17 protein-coding genes and 1 pseudogene are annotated in these 16,314 nt (G+C 66.8%); 5 read left to right on the top strand and 13 right to left on the bottom strand.

Annotated elements, in window-relative coordinates; translation table 11 throughout:
- Both AU197_RS09385 and yajC read right to left on the bottom strand, forming a co-directional pair.
- A pseudogene (locus tag AU197_RS09385) lies at positions 1 to 601 on the bottom strand (protein translocase subunit SecD); the annotation flags it as partial.
- 79 nt (positions 602 to 680) lie between these two features.
- Positions 681 to 1,016, bottom strand: coding sequence for a preprotein translocase subunit YajC (gene yajC / locus AU197_RS09390; protein WP_064402280.1), 336 nt, complete (start codon positions 1,014 to 1,016; stop codon positions 681 to 683).
- A 361-nt stretch (positions 1,017 to 1,377) separates the two neighbouring features.
- Between yajC and AU197_RS09395 the strand changes: the two genes are divergently transcribed.
- Entirely contained in the window at positions 1,378 to 2,820 is a 1,443-nt protein-coding gene (locus AU197_RS09395) for a gamma-aminobutyraldehyde dehydrogenase (protein ID WP_064402281.1), read from the top strand.
- Positions 2,821 to 2,889: 69 nt separating this feature from the next.
- Here AU197_RS09395 and AU197_RS09400 read toward each other — a convergent pair whose 3' ends face one another.
- Together AU197_RS09400 and AU197_RS09405 are read right to left on the bottom strand one after the other, a co-directional pair.
- Positions 2,890 to 3,198 (bottom strand): cytochrome P450 family protein, encoded by a 309-nt coding sequence (locus AU197_RS09400; protein ID WP_064402282.1) that lies wholly within the window; start codon positions 3,196 to 3,198, stop codon positions 2,890 to 2,892.
- Between the two features lie 251 nt (positions 3,199 to 3,449).
- On the bottom strand, positions 3,450 to 4,196 hold the full coding sequence (locus AU197_RS09405; protein WP_064402283.1) for a hypothetical protein: 747 nt from the start codon (positions 4,194 to 4,196) through the stop codon (positions 3,450 to 3,452).
- Between the two features lie 190 nt (positions 4,197 to 4,386).
- Between AU197_RS09405 and car the strand changes: the two genes are divergently transcribed.
- Positions 4,387 to 7,908 (top strand): carboxylic acid reductase, encoded by a 3,522-nt coding sequence (gene car, locus AU197_RS09410; RefSeq protein ID WP_064402842.1) that lies wholly within the window; start codon positions 4,387 to 4,389, stop codon positions 7,906 to 7,908.
- Between the two features lie 14 nt (positions 7,909 to 7,922).
- Here the strand turns inward: car and AU197_RS09415 are convergent, their stop codons facing one another.
- The 6 genes from AU197_RS09415 to AU197_RS09440 form a co-directional block, all read right to left on the bottom strand.
- Positions 7,923 to 8,309, bottom strand: coding sequence for a DUF1304 domain-containing protein (locus AU197_RS09415; RefSeq protein WP_064402284.1), 387 nt, complete (start codon positions 8,307 to 8,309; stop codon positions 7,923 to 7,925).
- Entirely contained in the window at positions 8,309 to 8,947 is a 639-nt protein-coding gene (locus AU197_RS09420; RefSeq protein ID WP_064402285.1) for a hypothetical protein, read from the bottom strand. The genes AU197_RS09415 and AU197_RS09420 overlap by 1 nt, the downstream gene beginning before the upstream one ends.
- Before the next feature lie 12 nt (positions 8,948 to 8,959).
- Positions 8,960 to 10,027 carry a Holliday junction branch migration DNA helicase RuvB gene (gene ruvB, locus AU197_RS09425; protein ID WP_064402286.1) on the bottom strand — a complete coding sequence of 356 codons (1,068 nt, stop codon included), beginning with the start codon at positions 10,025 to 10,027 and terminating at the stop codon, positions 8,960 to 8,962.
- Entirely contained in the window at positions 10,024 to 10,611 is a 588-nt protein-coding gene (gene ruvA / locus AU197_RS09430) for a Holliday junction branch migration protein RuvA (RefSeq protein ID WP_064402287.1), read from the bottom strand. The genes ruvB and ruvA overlap by 4 nt, the downstream gene beginning before the upstream one ends.
- Positions 10,608 to 11,174, bottom strand: coding sequence for a crossover junction endodeoxyribonuclease RuvC (ruvC, locus tag AU197_RS09435; RefSeq protein WP_064402843.1), 567 nt, complete (start codon positions 11,172 to 11,174; stop codon positions 10,608 to 10,610). The genes ruvA and ruvC overlap by 4 nt, the downstream gene beginning before the upstream one ends.
- 75 nt (positions 11,175 to 11,249) lie before the next feature.
- Positions 11,250 to 11,558, bottom strand: coding sequence for a hypothetical protein (locus tag AU197_RS09440; protein WP_082696585.1), 309 nt, complete (start codon positions 11,556 to 11,558; stop codon positions 11,250 to 11,252).
- 128 nt (positions 11,559 to 11,686) lie between these two features.
- Here AU197_RS09440 and AU197_RS09445 point away from each other — a divergent pair, with 128 nt between their 5' ends.
- A complete protein-coding gene (locus tag AU197_RS09445) occupies positions 11,687 to 12,916 on the top strand; it encodes a mechanosensitive ion channel family protein (protein ID WP_064402288.1) in 1,230 nt (409 codons plus the stop codon).
- 7 nt (positions 12,917 to 12,923) lie between these two features.
- Here the strand turns inward: AU197_RS09445 and AU197_RS09450 are convergent, their stop codons facing one another.
- Positions 12,924 to 13,265 carry a hypothetical protein gene (locus AU197_RS09450; RefSeq protein ID WP_064402289.1) on the bottom strand — a complete coding sequence of 114 codons (342 nt, stop codon included), beginning with the start codon at positions 13,263 to 13,265 and terminating at the stop codon, positions 12,924 to 12,926.
- Positions 13,266 to 13,311: 46 nt separating this feature from the next.
- Between AU197_RS09450 and AU197_RS09455 the strand changes: the two genes are divergently transcribed.
- Complete coding sequence (locus AU197_RS09455; protein WP_064402290.1) at positions 13,312 to 13,713, top strand: YybH family protein; 402 nt, start codon at positions 13,312 to 13,314, stop codon at positions 13,711 to 13,713.
- Between the two features lie 3 nt (positions 13,714 to 13,716).
- On the opposite strand, the gene AU197_RS09460 is transcribed toward AU197_RS09455, so the two are convergent.
- On the bottom strand, positions 13,717 to 14,475 hold the full coding sequence (locus tag AU197_RS09460; RefSeq protein WP_064402291.1) for a YebC/PmpR family DNA-binding transcriptional regulator: 759 nt from the start codon (positions 14,473 to 14,475) through the stop codon (positions 13,717 to 13,719).
- An 85-nt stretch (positions 14,476 to 14,560) separates the two neighbouring features.
- Positions 14,561 to 14,995, bottom strand: a complete 435-nt coding sequence (locus AU197_RS09465) for a hypothetical protein (protein ID WP_064402292.1) — start codon at positions 14,993 to 14,995, stop codon at positions 14,561 to 14,563.
- 80 nt (positions 14,996 to 15,075) lie between these two features.
- Between AU197_RS09465 and AU197_RS09470 the strand changes: the two genes are divergently transcribed.
- Positions 15,076 to 16,287, top strand: coding sequence for an acyl-CoA dehydrogenase family protein (locus AU197_RS09470; protein ID WP_064402293.1), 1,212 nt, complete (start codon positions 15,076 to 15,078; stop codon positions 16,285 to 16,287).
- The last annotated feature ends 27 nt before the right edge of the window (positions 16,288 to 16,314 follow it).

Here is a 16,314-nt window from a genome sequence, read left to right on the forward strand (position 1 = left end):
GTGCGGGCTGGGCAGGCGGGTCCTGGGGATAGGGACGCGGCTGCGGGGCCGGCGGAGCAGCGGGCTCGGTAGGAGGCTGCTCACCAGCCGGCGGCTGCTCACCAGGGGGCGCTGGGCTGCCCGGCATACCCGGGATCGGCCCGCCCGGCATCCCGGGAATCGGACCCCCCGGAGGTGCACCCGCCGGCCCCTCCGTCGGGGGCTGCTGGCCCGGCATCTCGGCGGGCATCACATGCACGACCGGGCGGATGTACAGGCGTGCCGTCTGGCCGAGGTTGCGGGCGTCGCTGCTCTCGCTGCCCGGCACCGTGATGACGAGGTTGTTGCCGTCGATGATCACCTCGGAGCCGGACACGCCGAGACCGTTGACGCGGTCGTTGATGATCTGCTGCGCCTGGCTCAGCGCTTCGCGGGTGGGCGGCGATCCGTCGGGCGTGCGTGCGGTGAGGGTGACGCGGGTACCGCCCTGCAGATCAATGCCGAGTTTGGGTTCGGGCTTCTTGTCTCCGGTCAAAAAGACCAGGCAGTAGGCGCCGACAAGCAACACCAAAAAGAGCGAGAGGTAGCGGGCAGGGTGCACCGGCGTCGAAGACGATGCCACGTTTTGTCAGGTCTCCTCGGAATCGGTTCGTCAGCACCGCAGAGATTACGGGCTTCAGCTGTGAAGATCGCCCGCGGACTCAGCCGTCGGTCTTGGTGTTCGGGCTTTCGGTGAGCTCGGTCGCGGTCGATTCGGGCTCGTCGTCGTCGAACTCGTCGTCGTCGGTGATGCGGTCGCGCACCGCGAGCTTCATCCAGGTGGTGACGACACCCGGGGCGATCTCGAGTTCCACCTCGTCGTCGCTGATGGCCTTGACGGTCCCGACCAGACCGGAGGTGGTGTGCACCCGGTCGTCGATCTGAAGCGAATTGTGCAGGTCGATGGTGGCCTGCATGGCCTTCTTCTGTCGGCGGGACGCGAAGAACATGAATGCGCCCAACACGATGAGCAGGGGAAGGAAGACAACCAAATCCATGGCGACAAAGTCTTTCGTTAGGTCATGTGGTCACGGCGCAGCGCCGGTCCGGGCGCGCACCCATAAGTGACCAGTGTGCCATTGCGGTCTCACTCGGCGACCAGCCCACCGCGATGAGACCGCGAATTGCCAGGGCCGCAACTCAGCCGAGGCGCTCCAGGGCATCGGCGTTCAACGGATTCCGTCGCAATCCCGCCTAATGACAGCGGAACACACCGTATCCCCCGGTGGTTGCCAACCGGATCAGTGCTGTCTTGGTTAGGCTCGTGCTCAATGAGCATCGTCGAACAAAGCCGGTGGGCGTGACCGGGTTGTCGCGCTCGCCGATGTTCTCGGCGCCGGTAACCGAAGAGAGGATCGAATGACCAGCGACTTCAAGGTCCAGAACTTCATCGGCGGCGAAAGTGTCGACTCGGCCGGCGGCGCCAGCATGCCGCTGGTCGATCCGTCGACCGGTGAGCGGTACGGCAGCGCGCCGATCTCCAACGAGGCCGACATCGACCATGCGTACGCGGCCGCGTCGAAGGCGTTCGCCGACTGGAAGCGCACCACCCCGTCGGTGCGGCAGAAAGCGCTGCTCGACTTCGCCGACGACGTCGAGGCGAGTGCCCAGGCGCTGGTCGAAGCCGAGGGACGCAACACCGGTAAGCCCAACCACGTCACGATGGCCGAAGAGATCCCCCCGATGGTGGACCAGATCCGCTTCTTCGCAGGCGCGGCGCGAATGCTGGAGGGCAAGTCGGCCGGCGAGTACATGGAGAACCACACCTCGTGGATCCGCCGCGAACCGGTCGGGGTCATCGGGCAGGTGGCCCCCTGGAACTACCCGATGATGATGGCGATCTGGAAGTTCGTGCCCGCTGTCGCGGCGGGCAACACCGTCGTCATCAAGCCCAGCGACACGACCCCGGTGACGACGGTGATGCTGGCCCAGATCGCCGCCAGGCACTTTCCGCCCGGAGTGCTGAATGTCGTTTGCGGAGACCGGGAAACCGGCGCCGCCGTCGTGGCGCACCCGACTCCGCAGATGGTGTCGATCACCGGTTCGGTCGCCGCGGGCCGCGCGGTGGCGGTCAGCGCGGGCGGACACCTCAAGCGCACGCACCTGGAGTTGGGCGGCAAGGCGCCCGTGATCGTGTTCGACGACAGCGACATCGCATCGGCGGCCGAAGGCATCGCGACGGCGGGCTATTTCAACGCCGGACAGGACTGCACAGCGGCCACGCGCGTGCTTGCGACGGCCCGGGTGGCCTCGGACCTGACCGAGGCGCTGGCCGAGCAGGCGCGCAGTGCGCACACGACGTACGGCAGGCCCGCCGACGACGAGGACGCGTGGGTGCCGCCGGTGAACAACGCCGCTCAATTGGAGCGGGTGCTCGGGTTTCTGGGAGACGTGCCGTCACATGCCTCGGTCGCGGTCGGCGGAGGACGCCAGGGCGCCAAGGGTTTCTACGTTGAACCGACGGTGATCGGCGGCCTGCGGCAGAACGACAGGCTGGTTCAGCAGGAGATCTTCGGGCCGGTCATCACCGTGCAGGAGTTCTCCGATGAGGACGAGGCGATCGCGTGGGCCAACGGCACCGAATACGGGTTAGCGTCATCGGTGTGGACGCGCGATGTGTCACGCGCACTACGGGTTTCGGCGGCCCTCGATTTCGGCTGTGTGTGGATCAACACGCATATTCCGTTGGTGGCAGAGATGCCGCACGGCGGGTTCAAGTCGTCGGGCCACGGTAAGGACCTGTCGATGTACGGCTTCGAGGAGTACACCCGCATCAAGCACGTCATGGCCTACACGGGCTGACGTCCCGTCGCAATTTGTGGAGCGTCAGCGGCGCTGACCGCCGGTGCGGCTCCACAAATCGCTGATGGGTCAGAAGACCCTGACGTCGATCAGCGTGGAGACGAAGCGGTAGATGTCGTCGACGGTCAGTTCGGTGCCGTCGACCTCGACGTCGATCAGGTTGGACAACAAGTCGTCGGTCGGCTTCCAGCAGCGCTCGGCGATCTTGACGTCGATGTATTGGTACAGCGCTTCTTCGTCGTGAGGCGTCGTCGGGCCGCCGGCCAGGCGGGCGAACAGCGGCCAGTCCTCCTGGGGGAAGCCGAACGCCTCACACACCGCGGTTGCCGAATTCTGCCGCGCAACAACGGAATCAGTGATACCAGGCCTATCGGACATGGTTGGGCCTCCTGACAAGTTTGACGTCGACATCGAACGCCGTTGACCGAGTTCAACCGAAAGGCGCACGTCGAGTGGATTACCTAGCCAGGCTAGCTTCAACTCCTGATGCACGGCAGTCATCCGAGTCACAGTGACGCGGTGAAACTCGTCGCATGAGCAGGTATTTGGGATCCACGTCACCCGCGCGGCCCCGTGACACGCAAAGCGCCCCACAACCTGTGTGGGGCGCCTTGTGGTTGTGCTGATGGTTACCGGTGTGCGAGCCGACCGCCACGATGGCCGCGCGAGCGGAACCTGTCGAGCAAGCCGCGGCGACGCGGTTTTGCGGCCTCTGCCGTGGGCCCGATGACCTCGGTTCGCTGCTCGGCCATCGCCGGCTGCCCGGCGGTGTGTGGAGTGTGGCCGGGGGCCGGAGCGGGTTCGGCCGCAGCAACCGGCGCGTGGGTGGCCGGTGCGGGTTCGTGGGCAACGGTGTTCGCGGTGTCCGCGGCCAGCGGACGATCTGCCCATTCGACGTCGCGGACACTTCGCACCGAGATGCGGCCGAGCGCCGCCGCGCCCAGGAACACGATCAGCGCGCCCAGACCGTAGAAGTACGTCAACTCCAGCGCGATGCGCTTGGCTTCGGTGGCGGCGACGGGCACGCCCGCGTCACCCATACCCAACGGGCCCGCCAGAGCGCGACCGATGATGAACCAGACGCCACCAGCCACAGCGAGCCATCCGCCGAGCGATGCTGTCGCACGGTTACGCGACATCAGCAGGAGCAGGCCGCCCAGCAGCGTCACCACGCCGGGCAGCACCTCCAGCCAGCCCCGGCCGGTCGTCCACGTCCACGCCTGGTCGGGGCTGTACGCGAAGTTGAACAGGGGCCCGATGAAGGGGGCCAGTGCGCCCCACGCACCCAACAGGATCAACAGGAATCCACTCGTGGCGCCGCGACTGCGCGGCATTCGCATACGCCCACCTCGGGGGTGTACTCGCGTATCGGTCATGATGCCTCCTTGGTCGTGAGGCGTGGTTACCCGCGCTGACGCATCCGTAACCGGCGTCAGCGGAAAAGCGCTGCTGCCGCTCACAGCAGGCTCCCAGCCAGGGCGGGAATAGTTTTTATATCGACTATCGATGTTTTTGGTGGACGCAACGGCGCGCCCCGCAGTCCACGCTCGTCCGAAGGATTTCTCGATGACGACCAATACCCGTGAGGCGCGCCTCGAGCGCCGTATCTCCGATTTGTTCCAGACCGACCCGCAGTTCGCCGCTGCGCGCCCCTTGGTGAGGATCACCAACGCGATCGAACAACCCGGTCTGCCTCTGCCCCAACTCATCCAGACGGTCTTCGACGGCTACGCCGACCGACCCGCGCTCGGTGCGCGCGCCGTCGAATTCGTCACAGACCCGGACACCGGACGCACCTCAACCCAGCTCCTGTCGCGCTTCAACACCATCACCTACCGCGACCTGTCCAAGCGTGCCGCAGCCGTCGCCGCGACACTGACAGACGCTGGGGTCCAACCCGGCGACCGCGTGGCCATCGTGGGCTTCACCAGCGTCGACTACGTGACCGTCGACTTGGCGCTCATCCACCTGGGAGCGGTCTCGGTGCCGCTTCAGACCAGCGCGACCGTGGCGCAATTGCGGCCCATCGTCGCCGAAACCGAACCTGTCGCCGTGGCCTCGAGTGTCGACTTCCTCGACGACGCGGTTGAATTGATCACCAACGGCCCTGTCCCCCAACGCCTGCTCGTGTTCGACTACCACCACCAGGATGACGACCACCGCGCGGCGATCGATGCCGCCACGGCTCGTCTCGACGGAACCGGTGTGCACATCGAGACGTTGACCGACGTCCTGAGTCGCGGCCGTGCACTGCCCGTTCCTCGGCCCGCCGACGTGGCCCAGGACGAACTCGCGCTGCTGATCTACACGTCGGGCAGCACGGGCGCACCCAAAGGCGCGATGTACCAACGCGAGATGGTGGCGAACTTCTGGCGTCGCGCGAGCATGGCCACATGGGGTGGCGGACCGGCGCTTCCGTCGATCACCCTGAACTTCATGCCGATGAGCCACGTGATGGGCCGCGGCGTCCTCTACGCCACCCTCGGCGCCGGCGGTACCGGGTATTTCGTTGCCAAAAGCGACCTGTCGACACTGCTTGAAGACCTATCGCTCGTACGCCCCACCCAATTGAGCTTCGTCCCGCGGATCTGGGACATGATGTTTCAGCGGTATCAAAGCGATGTCGACCGCCGCACCGCCGACGGTGTCGATCGCTGGGTCGCCGAAACCGATGTGTCGGCCGATTTCCGACAGCGCGTGCTGGGCGGGCGCTTCATCTCCGCGATGACGGGATCGGCCCCCATCTCGCCGGAGATGAAGGAGTTCGTCGAAACACTTCTCGACCTCCACCTGACCGACGGTTACGGATCCACTGAAGCCGGTTCCGTCTTCGCCGACGGGCATGTCAACCGCCCGCCGGTCATCGACTACCGGCTGGTCGACGTCCCCGATCTCGGCTACTACCGCACCGACCGCCCTTATCCGCGAGGCGAACTGCTGGTCAAGTCGGAGACGATGTTCCCCGGTTACTACAAGCGCCCAGAGATCACCGCATCGGTGTTCGACGCGGACGGCTACTACAAAACCGGCGACATCGTGGCCGAGGTCGGTCCGGACCAGTTGGTCTACCTCGACCGACGCAACAACGTGCTCAAGCTGTCGCAGGGTGAGTTCGTCACGGTCGCCAAACTCGAAGCTGCGTTCGGCACCAGCCCGCTGATTCGCCAGATCTTCATCTACGGCAACAGCGCTCGTTCCTACCTGCTGGCGGTGATCGTGCCGACCGAGAATGCGCTGGCCCGCTACGACGGTGGTGAATTGAGGTCCGCGCTCGCCGAGTCGCTGCAGGACGTGGCCAGGACCGCGGGGCTCCAGTCGTATGAGATCCCCCGCGACTTCATCGTGGAGACGACGCCGTTCACGCTCGAGAACGGTCTGCTCACCGGTATTCGCAAGCTCGCGCGCCCGGCACTCAAGGAGCGCTACGGCATTCGGCTGGAGGCGCTCTACACCGAGCTCGCCGACAGCCAGGCCGCCGAGCTGCAGGCCCTGCGTCAGCACGGCGCCGAGCGTCCCGTCATCGAGACGATCAGCCGGGCCGCCGGTGCCCTGCTGGGCGCCACCGCGACCGAGCTGCAGCCCGATGCGCACTTCACCGACCTCGGTGGTGACTCCTTGTCGGCGTTGACTTTCGGCAACCTACTGAACGAGATCTACGACATCGAGGTGCCCGTCGGCGTCATCGTCAGCCCTGCCACTGACCTGGCCGCGCTCGCCGCCTACATCGAGTCCGCGCGCCAACCGGGTTCCAAGAGGCCGACATTCGCTTCGGTGCACGGCCGTGACGCCACCGAGGTCCACGCGAGTGACTTGACATTGAACAAGTTCGTCGACGACCGCGCTCTGGCCGCCGCACCCGCGCTGCCGGGTCCGAGCACCGAGGTGCGCACGGTGCTGCTGACCGGTGCGACCGGCTTTCTGGGCCGCTATTTGGCGCTGGAGTGGCTCGAGCGGATGGCCATGGTCGGAGGAACGGTGATCTGCCTGGTCCGCGGGAAGGACGATGCCTCGGCGCGCAACCGCTTGGATCGGACCTTCGACTCGGGAGACCCCGAATTGCTGTGCCACTACCGGGAATTGGCCGCCGATCATCTCGAGGTCATCGCCGGGGACAAGGGCGAGCCCGATCTGGGACTCGATCGTCAGACCTGGCAGCGGCTCGCCGACACCGTCGACCTGATCGTCGATCCGGCTGCGCTGGTCAACCACGTGTTGCCCTACAGCCAGCTGTTCGGCCCCAACGCCCTCGGCACCGCGGAGCTGATCCGCATCGCCGTGACGACGAAGATCAAGCCGTTCGTCTATGTGTCCACGATCGGTGTCGGCGCGGGCATCGCACCCGGTCGGTTCACCGAGGACGGCGATATCCGGCTGATCAGCCCGACACGCAGGGTCGACGACAGCTACGCCAACGGGTACAGCAACAGCAAGTGGGCCGGTGAGGTGTTGCTGCGCGAAGCGCACGACCTGTGCGGGCTGCCGGTCGCCGTGTTTCGTTGCGACATGATCCTGGCCGACACCACCTACGCGGGCCAGCTCAATGTGCCGGACATGTTCACGCGCCTGATCCTGAGCCTCGTCGCGACCGGAATCGCGCCGTTCTCGTTCTATGAGGTCGACGAGGAGGGTCGTCGCCAACGCGCGCACTACGACGGGCTTCCCGTCGAGTTCATCGCCGAGGCCATCTCGACGCTGGGAGCGCAGGTCGGCCACGATGCCGAACCGGGTTTCGAGACCTACCACGTCATGAACCCCTACGACGACGGCATCGGGCTCGACGAGTTCGTCGACTGGTTGATCGATGCGGGTCATCCGATCGAACGCGTCGGCGACTACGCCACGTGGCTGCAGCGATTCGAGACCGCGATGCGCGGGTTGCCCGAACGGCAGCGGCAGGCGTCGCTGCTTCCGCTGCTGCACAACTATCAGCGGCCCGAGACCCCGATCCGGGGTTCGATCGCCCCGACAGAGCGGTTCCGTACGGCGGTGCAGAACGCGAAGATCGGCCCGGACAAGGACATTCCGCACGTGACGCGCGAGGTCATCGTCAAGTACGCCACCGATCTGGAACTGTTGGGGCTGCTGTGAGACGACGCACGCGGCTACAGCGTGACCGCCACGGCCAACAGCACTATCGCGATCAACGGGAAGATGCCCTGCGTGACGGCGGCCTTCGCCTTGTCCGGTGACGACACCAACAACACCAGCGCCGCCGCGAGCATCGACCCGACACCGGCGAAGATCAACGCGATGCCGACCCAGTTGTAGCCGATGGCGCCGATCACGATTCCAGCGAGCGTGACGATGGCCAGAAACAGGTTGTAGAAGCCCTGGTTGAAGGCCAACTCCTTGGTGGCCAGCGCTTCTTCCTCGGTGAGACCGAAGGTCGCTCTGGTGCGCGCCGACGTCCACGTCAGCGACTCCATCACCCAGATGTAGATGTGCAGGAGGGCAGCGAGGCCCGCGAAGAACAACCCGACGAATCCCATTACGCGACCACGCTTTCCACTCGCACCACCGGCGGTATTGCCAACATGACCAGACCGGTCATCGCGATCCAGGCCACCACGCTGTACGCGCCGGGCAGCCCGATCCAGGTGTGCAGCAGCGCGGGCAGCCCCAGCACCGCGAGGACCGCCGACCACTTGGGCAGCACGCCGGTACGCCACACGATGTATGCGGTGGCGAAAATCAATGCGGCCGAACCGATATGGCTGTAGTGGTACAGCCATACCGCCAGGCCGAGGAACGGTTGTGAGTACGACGTCACGGTGAGGTCGTCGAACCGCACGATGGCGGCGGGCACGGCGACCTCGGCGGCCAGACCGGCCGCGGTCAGCGCGAGGAACACCGTTCCGCCGATCGCGGCGGTGTAGACCGCGCCGGTGGGCCCGGCCGCCGACCGCAGCATCGACACGAGCACTCCGAGGAAGAGCAGGCCGAACAGCAGGTGCAGTAGCGCAAGCGTGCCGTTGAGCGTGAGAAACGTTGCTGCACTGTCGAAGTAGGCGTCCACCCCGCCGGCGTCCTTCGGCGTCTCCGGCGAGCCGACCAGATACGCCGGCACGATCACGCCGGCACAGGCCACGCCGAGCAGACCGCCCAGCCTGATCGTGCCGCTGCCCATTTGCGCTCCCCCTCAGTCGAAAAGACCCACCTGGCCGAGACCGGTGACTCCGCTCGGCGGGGTCAGGCCCAGGTGCGTCCAGGCCTGCGCGGTGGCCACGCGTCCCCTCGGTGTGCGCGCGATCATCCCGGCGCGCACGAGGAACGGCTCGCACACCTCTTCGACGGTCGTCGCCTCCTCGCCGACCGCGACCGCCAGCGTGGAGACACCGACCGGTCCCCCACCGAAACTGCGTGTCAGCGCGGACAACACGGCGCGGTCGAGGCGGTCAAGCCCGAGCTCGTCGACGTCGTAGACCTCCAGCGCCGCCTTGGCGATATCGCGGGTGATCACCCCGTCGGCGCGGACCTCGGCGTAGTCGCGGACCCGGCGCAGCAGCCGGTTGGCGATGCGCGGTGTGCCTCGCGACCGGCGTGCGATCTCTGCACCCGCGTCGGCGCCCAATTCGATGCCGAGAATTCCCGCCGAACGCGCCAACACCCGCTCGAGTTCTGCCGGCTCGTAGAAGTCCATGTGAGCGGTGAAGCCGAACCGGTCACGCAACGGCCCGGTCAGCGCACCCGAGCGGGTGGTCGCCCCCACGAGCGTGAACGGAGCGACATCGAGCGGAATCGACGTCGCACCGGGACCCTTTCCGACCACGACGTCGACGCGGAAGTCCTCCATCGCCAGGTACAACATCTCCTCGGCGGGCCGCGCGATGCGGTGAATCTCGTCGATGAACAGGACGTCGTGCTCGACCAGGTTGGACAACATCGCGGCCAGATCGCCTGCCCGCTCGAGCGCCGGTCCGGAGGTGACCCGCAGCGACGAGCCCAGTTCGGCGGCGATGATCATCGCCAGCGACGTCTTGCCCAACCCGGGTGGACCCGACAGCAGGATGTGATCCGGTGTGCCGCCACGGTTCTTGGCGCCCTCGATGACCAGCTGCAGCTGCTCGCGGACGCGCGGTTGCCCGATGAACTCGTGCAGCGACCGCGGGCGCAGGCTCGCGTCGATGTCACCCTCGCCGACCGTCAGCGCCGGGGAGACCTCGCGTTCGTCGGCGTCGCCGGCGTCGTCGTCGGTGAATCTGCTCATTTGTTGCCCAGCATCGAGAGCGCCGCCCGCAGCGCGGTCGACTGATTCGCTTCGGGGTCGTTGGCCAACACCTTGTCGGTGGCCTCTTCAGCCTGTTTGGCCGCGAACCCGAGCCCGACGAGCGCCTCCACCACCGGGCCGCGCACCGCATGGCCGGTCGCGGTCGCCGCGCCGGACGGCGAGACGGCGCCCACCTTGTCGCGCAGGCTCAAGGCCATCAACTCGGCGGTCTTCTTACCCACCTTGGGAATCCGCGTCAGTGCCGTGATGTCGGCATCGCCGATGGCCTGGCGCAAGGTCGGCCCGTCGTACATCGCCAGCGCGCCGAGCGCGATGCTGGGGCCGATTCCCGACACCCCGAGCAGGGTCAGGAAGAGGTCGCGGGCGTCGCCGTCGGCGAAGCCGTAGAGCGTCTGGGAGTCTTCGCGCACGATCATCGCGGTGATCAGCCGTGCCTCGGTGCCGCGGCGCAGGGTGGCCAACGTCGACGGGGTGGCCATCACCTTGTAGCCGACCCCGCCGGCCTCGATCACGACGTGGTCGAGTGCGATGTCGAGAACCTCACCGCGAACGGACGCGATCATCGTGCCGCCTTCGCTTTCGCCTTGAGCGTGGCCTTGTACTTGCGTTGTTGTTCGGCGGCCAGCGCTTCGGCCGCCGCCATCCTGGCGATCATCGGCGCCCGCCAACAGTGGCAGATCGCCAGGGCCAGCGCGTCGGCGGCGTCGGCCGGAGTCGGTTTGGCCTGCAGCGCAAGGATTCTGGTGACCATCGCGGTCACCTGCGCCTTGTCGGCGTTGCCGTTGCCGGTGACCGCGGCCTTGACCTCGCTGGGCGTGTGGAAGTGCACGTCGATGTCGCGGCGGGCGGCCGCGAGCGCGATCACTCCGCCGGCCTGTGCGGTGCCCATGACGGTGGAGACGTTCTGTTGGGAGAACACCCGCTCGATGGCGATCACGTCGGGTTTGTGGGTGTCCATCCAGTACTCCACGGCCTCGCTGATGGCCAACAGGCGCCGGTGCAGCGGATCGCCCGACGGGGTGCGGACCACGTCGACGTCGAGCGCGGTGACCTGCCGGCCTGTGCCGCCCTCGATGACGGACAGGCCGCAGCGCGTCAACCCGGGGTCGACTCCCATCACCCGCACGTCCGGCCCTTCTGTGAACACTTGTTCGAGAGCTTAGCCGCCCGGAGGCGCGAGACCCGACAGGGACACGCCCGCTCAGATGACGAACTGACCGCCGCGTCCGCCCGCGGTGATCTCCAGCGCGATCTCGCTCATGCGGCCCTTCGACCTGTTCCAGCCGCGCACCAGTTCGCGGCCCACCTGGTGCCCGTCGCGCTCGATGGTGATCACCCAGCGCACGCCGCAGAATTTGGCGAGCAACCAGAACGGCCACAGCACCAGAAACAGCGCGCCGACGAGGATCTCCAGCCATCCGAACGTCAGGTCGAGCGCGTCGCCGGGAAACGGCCACCACCGCCTGCTGATCTGCCACTCGGTGCCGACTGTGTCGCGTACCACTGCCACCCGCCAATTGTGCTTGTGGGAGGGCTGAATCCGCGTTCGACGCCCCGAAGCCGATGTTTCCGTGCGCGGCAACACGGCTACCGTCGATTGAGGACCTGACCCCGATTCGTGGAGTTGACCTCATCCCCATGCCCGACGAGACCGAACTGCAGACTGCAAGCAACATCGCCGTCACCCTGGCCTGGGCGGCTGGAGCGATCGCCGCCGTGTACGTGTTCGGGGTGCTGCTGACCTGGCTGATGGCGCGCATCAGCCGTCGCAGCGCGCTGATCAAGGACATCGAGGTGCTCACCCGCAAGCCGGTGCGCATGCTGTTGATGGTGATCGCGGCCACGGTCGCGGTGCGACGGACCTCCGACACTGCCGACTCGTGGCGCGGCTGGGTGGACCACTGGCTGCTGATCCTGCTGATCGCGTCGATCACCTGGCTGGTCACGGGCTTTGTCCGCGTGGCCGAGCGGCGCATGATCGCCCGCTACGGCGGCGGCGGTGAGGAAATCTCGGACGCCGACCGGTTGTGGCGCCGGGTCCGGACGCAGGTGACCGTGCTGCGCAGGCTCGCGATCGCAATCGTCGTCATCCTCGGCGGTGCGGCGATCCTGATGACGTTCCCGTCGTTCTCCGACATCGGCACCACGGTGTTCGCCTCCGCCGGTGTGTTGTCGGTGGTGGCCGGTCTGGCCGCGCAGACGTCACTGGGCGCGGTCTTCGCCGGGATGCAGATCGCGTTCTCCGGGGCGATTCGCGTCGGCGACATCGTCCAGCTCGAGAACGGTCAGTGGTGGGGTCGCATCGAGGAGATCACGCTGACGTACGTCGTCGTGCGCATCTGGGACGAGCGCCGGCTCGTGCTGCCCTCCACCTATTTCACCACCGAGCCGTTCGAGAACTGGACCCGCAGCGCCACCGAGATCATGGGCACCGTCGAATTCGACGTCGACTTCAACGTCCCGTTCAACGACATGCGTGCCGAGTTGGACCGGCTGCTGGCCGAAAGCGACCTGTGGGACGGCCGGCGCGGCGTCCTGCAGGTGACCGACGCGGTCGGCGGTGTGGTGCGGGTGCGAGTCGTGGTCAGCGCACACAACGCGGGTGCGCTCTACGACCTGCAGTGCGCGGTGCGCGAAGGGCTCGTCGACTGGGTGCAACGCACCGGCGGCGTGGTCCCGATCCATCGCATCCAGCCCGCGGAAGCGGCTCCGGAACCGCAGACCGGTGGTGAGGTCGCCGGCGAGACCAAGCGCGTTGCGGCGGGGATGTTCTCCGGCAGCCCCGAAGCCGAGGAGCGTGCCAAGGCGTTCGACCACACCATCGACTGCGACGACGACGAGCTGGTGCGGACAAACGGCAGGGGCTGAGGCGCCGTCAGGACGCCGCGGGCTCCTCGACCGGGTCGACGGGATCGAGCGGGTATGTGCCCGCCTGCACGGAGGCAGCGATCTCGTGAATACGCTCGCCGGACCGGCGCCACCCGCGCACGCGTTCGCGGCCGACCCGCAAGCCGTCACGTTCGATGACGATCTTCCACGACACGCCGAGCCACTTCAACGCCAGCCAGACCGGCCACATCACCAGGAACGGCAACATGAGCAGAAAGAAGAACGTGTCCAAGGTGTCGAATCCGGTCTGCCACGGCAGGGTGCGCCACCACCAGCGCCGCACCGTCACTGTCTCGCCCTCCGGGTCGGTCACCGTCACCCTGGCCATCCCCGCGTCCTCCGCTCGTTGAAGTGGTCATCCCGATAATGAGCGAATGACGTTCAGCGGGCCGGCCGAAGACAGGCAACTCATTCGAGAGCGACTCGAAATCTACAGCGACGCAGTCACCCGCAAGGACCGTGACACGTATCTGGCCTGCTGGACCGAGGACGGCCGCCGAACGGGTTCAGGCGGCGAGTGCCATGGCAGGAGCGAACTGCGCGACCATTGGGACGGCATCTTCGGAGCCATCGAGCAGATGGCGTTCTTCACTCAGATGGCGTCGCTGGCGGTGCGTGGTGATCGGGCCGAGGCACGGTCGTACTGCCTGGAGTTCCTGAAGCTGCGCGACCAACCGGTACGCCAGTTGGTCGGCGAGTACGTCGACCAACTGGTGCGCGTCGACGGGACCTGGCTGTTCGCCCACCGCCACTACCGGGTGGCCCTGACGGTCTAGTCTTCAGTCCTCGGCGTCGAGCTCGGCGGCGACCTCGTCGGGGACGTCGATGTTGGTGTAGACGTCCTGGACGTCGTCGAGGTCTTCGAGCGCGTCGACCAACTTCATGATCTTGCGAGCGCCGTCGGCGTCCAGCGGCACGCTCACCGAGGGCACGAATCCGGCTTCGGCCGACTCGTAGTCGATGCCCGCATCCTGCAGCGCTGTGCGCACCGCAACGAGATCAGTTGGCTCGCAGATGATCTCGAATGAATCACCGAGATCGTTGACGTCTTCGGCTCCGGCGTCGAGCACCGCCATCAACACGTCGTCCTCGGTGAGGTCGTTCTTGTCGAGGGTGATGACACCTTTGCGCGAGAAGAGATAGGCCACCGAACCCGGATCGGCCATGCTGCCACCGTTGCGCGTCATCGCCACGCGCACCTCGCCTGCCGCCCGGTTGCGGTTGTCGGTCAGGCATTCGATCAGGACCGCAACGCCGTTGGGCCCGTACCCCTCGTAGGTGATGTTCTGGTACTCGGCGCCGCCGGCTTCCTCACCGCTGCCGCGCTTGCGGGCGCGTTCGATGTTGTCGTTGGGCACCGACGACTTCTTGGCCTTCTGGATCGCGTCGTACAGCGTGGGGTTGCCCGCCGGGTCGCCGCCGCCCACGCGCGCCGCGACCTCGACGTTTTTGATCAATTTGGCGAACATCTTGCCCCGGCGGGCGTCGATGACGGCTTTCTTGTGCTTGGTGGTGGCCCACTTGGAATGGCCGCTCATGCAGGTAGTACCTCTCCGTGCGCTTTCGGGCGCCAAGTTTTCGTGCGTTGAGTCCGCCCGACGAGTCTACGTGGACGTTTGCGTCCTACCGAACCGCGTCGGGCGACGTCAGCGCGATGACGCGGTAGCCGACGGCGGCCGGCCAGCCGATGTGACCGTGCACGTGCAACTGCAGCCAGGTCGGCGCGCCCGACGGGTCATCGGTGAACGTCGCGGCGGCATCGACGATCGCGCCGGTCTCACCGGAGGCCTGCAGGACAACCGACACGGACAGCGTCGCGCCGGCCAGCGAGGCCCGGTCGTACGGGAGGCTGTCGGGAAGGAAGAACGACGCCGAGAAGTTCGGCGTGCGGATGCCTTTGGGCGCGTTCGGCGCTCTGCGCAACGCCAGACCGGACACTTGCGGTTTGCCGTCGAACCAGGCGGTTCCGGTGTACTCGGTGCGCCGCGCCTCGCCGCCGCCCGGGGTCGTGACCAGGGTGTCGATGCGTGGTTGCGGCTCGACTTCGACCATCGTCATCGCGGCGTCCCCGTCCTGCCGGCGCTGTTAGGTGTGCCACACTACTTCGCCGCTATCTTACTCCGCAGTAAGATAGCGGCATGTCCTTCTCGCTCGAGCTTTCGCCGGATCTCATCCACGTCCGCGACTGGGTGCACGAATTCGCCGCAGACGTCGTCCGCCCCGCCGCCGCGGAGTGGGACGAACGCGAAGAGACGCCGTGGCCGATCATTCAGGAGGCCGCGAAGGTCGGCTTGTACTCGATGGAGTTCTTCGCCGAGCAGGCGGGCGAACCGTCGGGTCTGGGCATGCTCGTCGCGTTCGAGGAGATGTTCTGGGGCGACGCGGGTATCGCGCTGTCCATCCTGGGCACCGGCCTGGCAGCGGCGTCGTTGGCCGCCAACGGCACCCCCGAGCAGATGGCCGAATGGCTGCCGCAGATGTTCGGCAGCGTCAACGAACCGAAGGTCGCGTCGTTCTGCTCGTCGGAACCCGGCGCGGGGTCCGACGTCGGCGCCATCCTCACCCGCGCCCGCTACGACGAGGCCACCGATGAGTGGGTGCTCAACGGCACCAAGACCTGGGCCACCAACGGCGGTATCGCCGAGGTGCACATCGTGGTCGCGTCGGTGTATCCGGAACTGGGCACCCGCGGGCAGGCCACGTTCATCATCCCGCCGAACACCCCCGGCTTCCGGCAGGGACAGAAGTTCCTCAAGCACGGCATTCGCGCCTCACACACCGCCGAGGTGGTGCTCGAGGACGTCCGCATCCCCGGCAACCTGATCGTTGGTGGCCGCGAGAAGTTCGAGGAGCGCATCGCGCGGGTGCGCGAGGGCAAGAGATCCAAGAGCCAGGCCGCGTTGGCGACGTTCGAGCGCACGCGACCCACCGTCGGCGCCATGGCCGTCGGCGTGGCGCGTGCGGCCTATGAGTACGCGCTCGAGTACGCGCTGCAGCGCGAGCAGTTCGGCCGCAAGATCGGCGAGTTCCAGGCCATCGCATTCAAGTTGGCCGATATGAAGGCCCGCATCGACGCCGCCCGGATGCTGGTCTGGCGGGCCGGCTGGATGGCGCGCAACGGCAAGGCATTCGAGAACGCCGAGGGTTCGATGGCCAAGCTGGTGGCCAGCGAGACCGCCGTGTACGTCACCGATGAGGCGATCCAGATCCTCGGCGGCAACGGCTACACCCGCGAGTACCCCGTCGAGCGGATGCACCGCGACGCCAAGATCTTCACGATCTTCGAGGGCACCAGCGAGATTCAGCGCCTGGTGATCGGCCGCGCGGTCACCGGCCTCGAAATCCGCTAGCTTTCCCGGCGATTTGTGAGTGAAAAC

Source organism: Mycobacterium sp. IS-1590, from assembly GCF_001500025.1.
Lineage (GTDB): Bacteria > Actinomycetota > Actinomycetes > Mycobacteriales > Mycobacteriaceae > Mycobacterium.

Coding starts and splice junctions, on each gene's coding strand:
- AU197_RS09420 (WP_064402285.1), bottom strand. CDS start 8,947: ATGGGCAGCGGCACGATCAGGCTGGGCGGTCTGCTCGGCGTGGCCTGT.
- AU197_RS09400 (WP_064402282.1), bottom strand. CDS start 3,198: ATGTCCGATAGGCCTGGTATCACTGATTCCGTTGTTGCGCGGCAGAAT.
- AU197_RS09455 (WP_064402290.1), top strand. CDS start 13,312: ATGACGTTCAGCGGGCCGGCCGAAGACAGGCAACTCATTCGAGAGCGA.
- AU197_RS09415 (WP_064402284.1), bottom strand. CDS start 8,309: ATGGGATTCGTCGGGTTGTTCTTCGCGGGCCTCGCTGCCCTCCTGCAC.
- AU197_RS09460 (WP_064402291.1), bottom strand. CDS start 14,475: ATGAGCGGCCATTCCAAGTGGGCCACCACCAAGCACAAGAAAGCCGTC.
- AU197_RS09450 (WP_064402289.1), bottom strand. CDS start 13,265: ATGGCCAGGGTGACGGTGACCGACCCGGAGGGCGAGACAGTGACGGTG.
- AU197_RS09445 (WP_064402288.1), top strand. CDS start 11,687: ATGCCCGACGAGACCGAACTGCAGACTGCAAGCAACATCGCCGTCACC.
- ruvB (WP_064402286.1), bottom strand. CDS start 10,027: ATGAGCAGATTCACCGACGACGACGCCGGCGACGCCGACGAACGCGAG.
- AU197_RS09395 (WP_064402281.1), top strand. CDS start 1,378: ATGACCAGCGACTTCAAGGTCCAGAACTTCATCGGCGGCGAAAGTGTC.
- AU197_RS09405 (WP_064402283.1), bottom strand. CDS start 4,196: ATGACCGATACGCGAGTACACCCCCGAGGTGGGCGTATGCGAATGCCG.
- yajC (WP_064402280.1), bottom strand. CDS start 1,016: ATGGATTTGGTTGTCTTCCTTCCCCTGCTCATCGTGTTGGGCGCATTC.
- AU197_RS09465 (WP_064402292.1), bottom strand. CDS start 14,995: ATGACGATGGTCGAAGTCGAGCCGCAACCACGCATCGACACCCTGGTC.
- AU197_RS09470 (WP_064402293.1), top strand. CDS start 15,076: ATGTCCTTCTCGCTCGAGCTTTCGCCGGATCTCATCCACGTCCGCGAC.
- car (WP_064402842.1), top strand. CDS start 4,387: ATGACGACCAATACCCGTGAGGCGCGCCTCGAGCGCCGTATCTCCGAT.
- ruvA (WP_064402287.1), bottom strand. CDS start 10,611: ATGATCGCGTCCGTTCGCGGTGAGGTTCTCGACATCGCACTCGACCAC.